General features: G+C 38.4%; 5 protein-coding genes and 1 pseudogene. 3 read left to right on the top strand and 3 right to left on the bottom strand.

What is annotated here, in order from left to right:
- The 3 genes and pseudogenes from WBM60_RS06400 to WBM60_RS06390 form a co-directional block, all read left to right on the top strand.
- Positions 1–217, top strand: a pseudogene (locus WBM60_RS06400) (alpha-N-arabinofuranosidase); the annotation flags it as partial.
- A 100-nt stretch (positions 218–317) separates the two neighbouring features.
- The gene (locus tag WBM60_RS06395; protein ID WP_424277829.1) at positions 318–1,877 is read left to right on the top strand and encodes an alpha-N-arabinofuranosidase; all 1,560 of its coding nucleotides are present in this window, start codon (positions 318–320) and stop codon (positions 1,875–1,877) included.
- Positions 1,878–1,985: 108 nt separating this feature from the next.
- Positions 1,986–3,497, top strand: a complete 1,512-nt coding sequence (locus WBM60_RS06390; RefSeq protein WP_424277828.1) for a TolB family protein — start codon at positions 1,986–1,988, stop codon at positions 3,495–3,497.
- 96 nt (positions 3,498–3,593) lie between these two features.
- Here the strand turns inward: WBM60_RS06390 and WBM60_RS06385 are convergent, their stop codons facing one another.
- From WBM60_RS06385 to WBM60_RS06375, 3 genes are all read right to left on the bottom strand, one after another.
- Positions 3,594–4,091: a heme-binding domain-containing protein gene (locus WBM60_RS06385; RefSeq protein WP_424262682.1), complete on the bottom strand. Its 498-nt coding sequence runs from the start codon at positions 4,089–4,091 to the stop codon at positions 3,594–3,596.
- A 110-nt stretch (positions 4,092–4,201) separates the two neighbouring features.
- On the bottom strand, positions 4,202–4,366 hold the full coding sequence (locus WBM60_RS06380) for a hypothetical protein (protein ID WP_424282876.1): 165 nt from the start codon (positions 4,364–4,366) through the stop codon (positions 4,202–4,204).
- 51 nt (positions 4,367–4,417) lie between these two features.
- Positions 4,418–5,798: alpha-L-arabinofuranosidase C-terminal domain-containing protein (locus WBM60_RS06375; RefSeq protein ID WP_424282875.1), on the bottom strand; the 1,381-nt coding region annotated here is incomplete at its 5' end.

Raw genomic sequence — 5,798 nt, 5'->3', positions numbered from 1 at the left:
TCCTTACGGTCCTTTTACCTACCAGGGAGTCATTTTGAAGCCCGTATTAGGCTGGACCAACCATCATTCCATAGTTGAGTATAATGGCAAATGGTTATTGTTTTATCATGACAGTTCCCTTTCGGGTGGGAAAACACATCTAAGAAGTGTTAAGGTAACGGAATTGCTATACAATAAAGATGGGACCATTAAAACTATTAATGCCATGGTGGATTAAAGATTTGATCCATTATCGTTCCCCTATTATCCAAAATAGTATTAATACAAGGTTTGAAGACACAATTAAAAACAGTTAATTAATAAAACAATTATAAACAATGCTAAACCATAAAACTCTAACCAATCTCTTCTTAATTTTATTACTGTCATTGCAAGCCGTTATTGGTCAGGAAAATAAAATCACAATACACGTAAATAAAGCAAAAGACACGATAAGCAAACACATTTATGGTCATTTTGCGGAGCATTTAGGAAGGGGTATTTATGATGGTTTTTATGTGGGAAAAACCTCTGAAATTCCCAATATTAATGGGATTAGAAAGGATGTTGTAGAGGCGCTAAGAGAATTGGAAATACCTGTATTAAGATGGCCCGGAGGGTGTTTTGCCGAACAATACCAATGGAGAGATGGGATTGGACCTGTTAAGGACAGACCACTTGTGGTGAATACTTTTTGGGGTGGTGTTACGGAAGATAATTCCTTTGGGACCCATGAGTTTTTGGAACTATGTGAGTTGTTGCAAACAGAACCCTATATTGCCGTCAACATAGCCAGTGGCACCGTAAAAGACGCTTATCAATGGGTAGAGTATGTAACCTCTGATAAGGATAGTGAAATTACAAGACTGCGGCGTAAAAATGGCAGGGAACGTCCCTGGGATGTTAAATTTTGGGGTATAGGTAATGAGAACTGGGGTTGTGGTGGAAGTATGAACGCGGAATACTATACTAATGTCTTTAAAAGATTCAGTACCTACTGCAATGCAGAATATAAAATTGCCAGCGGAGGAATCTATGATGATTTGGAATGGACTAAAACCTTTATGACCGGCATTACGGGTACTCCTGGATATTTAAATATTGCACATGGATTGTCCTATCACTATTATACTATTGTCAATAATTGGGAGGTTAAAGGCTCTGCGACGGATTTTGTAGAAAACGAGTGGTTTAAAAGCATGCAAAATACCATGAAGATGGAGGGAAATCTGGAAGATCATATTGCAATAATGGATGAACACGACCCCGATAATACTATAGCTTTGATTGCAGATGAGTGGGGCACCTGGTACGACGTGGAACCGGGCACGAACCCTGGGTTTCTTTATCAGCAGAATACCCTTAGGGATGCTCTGGTGGCTGCCTTGGGCCTAAATATCTTTAATAATCACTCCCGACGGATTAAGATGGCAAATATTGCTCAAACCGTAAATGTATTGCAAGCCATGATACTTACCAGTGGGAATCAAATGGTGAAGACCCCTACTTTCCATGTATTCAGAATGTTTAAGGTACATCAGGATGCACTTCATTTACCTTCTGAGGTAACTACCCAAAATTATAAAAATGATAATAGTGAAATTCCGGCTTTGTCCGTTTCTGCCTCCAGAGATAAGAGTAAAAATGTAAATATTACTATTGCCAATGTAGATCCCAAAAGGAATTTGCCAACAACTATTGAAATTCCTGGAATGGAAAATTGGGGAACTATCACCGCTAGTATTATTACTTCTGACAAAATGAACGCACTAAATGATTTTGGTAAAGAAGAATTGGTTCAAATTCAGAAGTTTTCGGATTACAGAATGAATACATCGAAGATTGAGTTAAATATGCCTTCAAAATCTGTTGTATTACTGAGTATTAGTGACCATTAATCATATCTAATTAAAACAACTCCTATCAGTAATTTGGATAAAATTTCAAGGACTTGAGGCAAAATGTTATTAAATTTTTTTAGTCTGTTCATCAAAAAACTATATCAAATGAAAACCTCAAAATTATATTATGTCCTTCTAAGCTTTATGATCTTTGCGATAAATGATGTAAAAGCCCAAAACCAAATAGGAATTTTTGATAACAACAGCGATATCGGCGATTGTAGGTTAAAGGGATTTTCGGAATATTCTGCAGAAAATCAAACCTATAAAATTGGTGGTTCAGGAACGAATATGTGGTTTGGGAAGGATGATTTTCAATATTTATGGACAACTGTCCAGGGCGATTTTATTCTGAGAGCGGAAGTAAAATTTTTAGGAAAAGGGGTAGATCCTCACAGGAAAGTTGGATGGATAGTTAAGAATAATTTGGATGCAAATTCAAAACACGTAAATGCCACTACGCATGGTGATGGCCTTACCACCTTACAATACCGTGAAGAAGTTGGTGGAGAAACCAGGGAAGAGATTTCTACAGATACATTCCCGGATGTAATTCAATTGGAAAGAATTGGCAATAATTATATTATGTCTACGGCCAGATTTGGGGAAGAATTTACAAGTGTGGAATTAAAGGATATGGAACTGGACAACTCTGTTTACATCGGAATTTATAGTTGCTCCCATAACCCGGAGGTAATGGAAACTGCGGAATATAGAAACGTTAGAATTATTAGACCGGTTGACCCTGATTACACGCCTTATCGCGATTATCTTGGCAGCAATCTGGAAATTATGGATGTAAGCAGTGGACATCGCGAGATTATCTATAGGTCTGCACATTCCATACAGGCACCTAATTGGACACCAGATGGAACGAAATTAATATACAATTCAAAAGGGCATTTATATAATTACGAAATTTCTTTCAATACCATCTCGCCCTTGAATACGGGATTTGCCGTAAATAACAATAATGATCATGTCCTCACTTTTGATGGTACACTCTTAGGAATTAGCAATCATAATCCGGATGACGGCAGAACCTCTGCTTTGTATTACTTACCAGCTAAAGGTGATTCTCTGCCTAAAATGGTTACTAAAACCGGTGTGGGGGCATCATATTTACATGGTTGGTCACCTGATAATAAGAAAATGGTGTTTACCGGTAACCGAAATGGAGCGTATGATATTTACGCCGTTGATATAGATTCCGGTAAGGAACATCAGCTTACCAATCAAACTACTTTAGATGATGGGCCGGAGTATAGTCCGGATGGTGAATTCATCTTTTTTAACTCAACCCGCACTGGAAAGATGAAACTATGGAGAATGAAAGCTGACGGTGAAGATCAAAAGCAATTGACCTTTGATGAATACAATGATTGGTTTCCGCATATCAGTCCGGATAAAAAATGGATTGCTTTCATTTCTTTTCCCAAGGACATAGACCCCGCTGATCATCCGTTTTACAAGCATTGTTTATTGCGGATTATGCCATACGAAGGAGGAACACCAAAGGTAGTGGCATACATCTATGGCGGACAAGGTTCTATTAATGTGCCAAGCTGGTCTCCGGATAGTAAAAAAATAGCATTCGTAACCAATACCAAATTATAACTTTGGTTTAGGTAATAACTTCAGTTTTTTTCAAATATTACTTGGGATGTTAACACACAACATGTCTGGGATATCCTTAGCAACCTAAAATTCTCTTTAATTTTTTCTCTTAGGCATTATCAGGCTATCTGCCGGATAGTTTTCTTTTAGATAGTTCATTTGATCTTTTGCCCAAACAATAATCTTTTGCCTTTGATCTTCTGTAAGATTAGCTTCTTTATGTAAGCCTAAATTGGTATAAGAGGGTAATGGCATTTCTTTCTCTTCTACCATTTCAATAGTTTCTTCAAATTTATGATTCTGAACAGCTATGGGCATTTTGGTAAAAGTTGAGAAATTTAAATGTCTCTTTCCATCTACCACATGGTCATTTAGCCACCATGCCACCGGCTGTACATTTGCATACCACGGATACTCCGTTTTATTTGAATGGCAATCATTGCAGGAAACCTGCAACAGATGGCTGATATCATCCGGTACCTGATATTTTGTAGAAACGTCATAAGTTAGGTCGTTGGATTCGTTCTTTTCAGGCCGGAAAAACTGTATAATTATCAATGCAATACCTAATCCGATTAAAACTTTCTTTAACATGTTTTATAATTTAAGTGAATGTTTAAATATATTTATTTTTAGACATTAATATTATCCAAAGGTTTAACTAAATAGCTATTATTTATACTTTTTTACACGGTCATCAGAAATTACACCATTCCAATCCATTCCAAAAGCAAAGTCATACTAATTCTTTTGGTACCTTTTTTAGGATTCATATCTCTGGTCATCACCTCAATTTTTTCTTCAACAGCTTTCATTTCAGTGGGTATTTGAAAAGTCAGCAATTGCCATGACCCTATTTTAGCCGCCATAATGACCATCAAATTCGTTCAATACTTCATTCTCACCTAGTTAAATACCTTCTACTCCAGACCAATTTTAATAACCATAAAGGTATAAGGGTCGATTTCCAGACTAAGGTGGTTATTAATCGCAGAAAGTTCACTTTCCCGGGGAATTATTTTTTTAGGGTTTTCAAAGGAATTCTCATCAGTAAGCTGATCTGAACTTAAGATCAATGCTGTGGCTGTTCCCTCTAATTGTTGATTCTTAATGTCAATCTCAAGTTGTTGTTTTTTATCCGAAGTGTTCACCAATTTTACAAATATTTCGCCTGAATTCGTATTCTTAACTGAAGAGGCAAAAAGATCATTTTCCCCGGCAACCACTTTTCCGTCAAAAGTAGAAATGGCCAATAGTTCATTTCCACGATGATTTGAGAACAATTTCTGAACATGGTAGTTTGCAGTGCCGTAGGCCTCCAAATTATTGAACCAGATAAGATTTGGCGTCCACTGCCACCCATCCTGATGGGCTAAAAGCGGGGCATAGGAGGTCATGACAACTAAATCGGCATTTCGCTCCAACCCGGTGATGAAAGCAGCTTCTGAGAGTGCACATTCCCAGTTATTTTTGTTTTCCGGGCTGGTAGTTCGGACGCTTTGGGCAGCGTATTCACCGGCAAATATCTTGGCCCCTCCACGAGCATAATCATCGTAGCGGGTGGCGTTATCCCTGAACCATTCCGGGGTATTGTAATAGTGTTCATCAATGATTTCGGCATTTAGCTTTTTCAGTTCAGACGTACCGTACTCAAAAAAATCGCCTTCAGGAAATGGACCACTACTTGAAATAATAACAATATCAGGATACTGCTCCTTTATGGCTTTTTCAAAGATTGCATAGCGCTCAATATATTCCGGCCCCCACTGCTCATTTCCAATACCAATGTATTTCATATTAAAAGGTTCAGGGTGTCCCATACTATTGCGTACCTGACCCCAAGGCGAATCGGCAGGGCCATTTGCGAATTCTATCAGATCCAATGCATCTTGTACATAGGGATCCAAATCAGCGAGTGGAACTAATTCGCCTGTATTGAACTGGCAGGCCATTCCACAGCCCAAAATGGGTAATGGCTCAGCACCTAAATCTTCCGCAAGTTGAAAATACTCAAAAAAACCAAGGCCAAAACTTTGAAAATAATCCGGGGTAGGCCGGTGGCCGAATTCTGTATTCCAGCGATTGATCAACAAGGTTCTGTCCCATAATGGACCCACTGTTTTTTTCCATTGATAGCGTTGGGCCAATGTCCTGCCTTCCACTATGCAACCGCCAGGAAAACGCAAAAAACCTGGCTGCAGGTCGGCAAGGAGTTGCACAATGTCTTCCCTTAATCCATTTTCTCTTCCCTTCCAGGTATTCACGGGGAAAAGAGAAATATTATCCAAATCTATGACCCCG

Source organism: Eudoraea sp. (assembly GCF_049669105.1).
GTDB lineage: Bacteria > Bacteroidota > Bacteroidia > Flavobacteriales > Flavobacteriaceae > Eudoraea.
The sequence above is the reverse complement of the archived record's forward strand: the minus strand, read 5'-3'. Positions and strand labels throughout refer to the sequence as shown.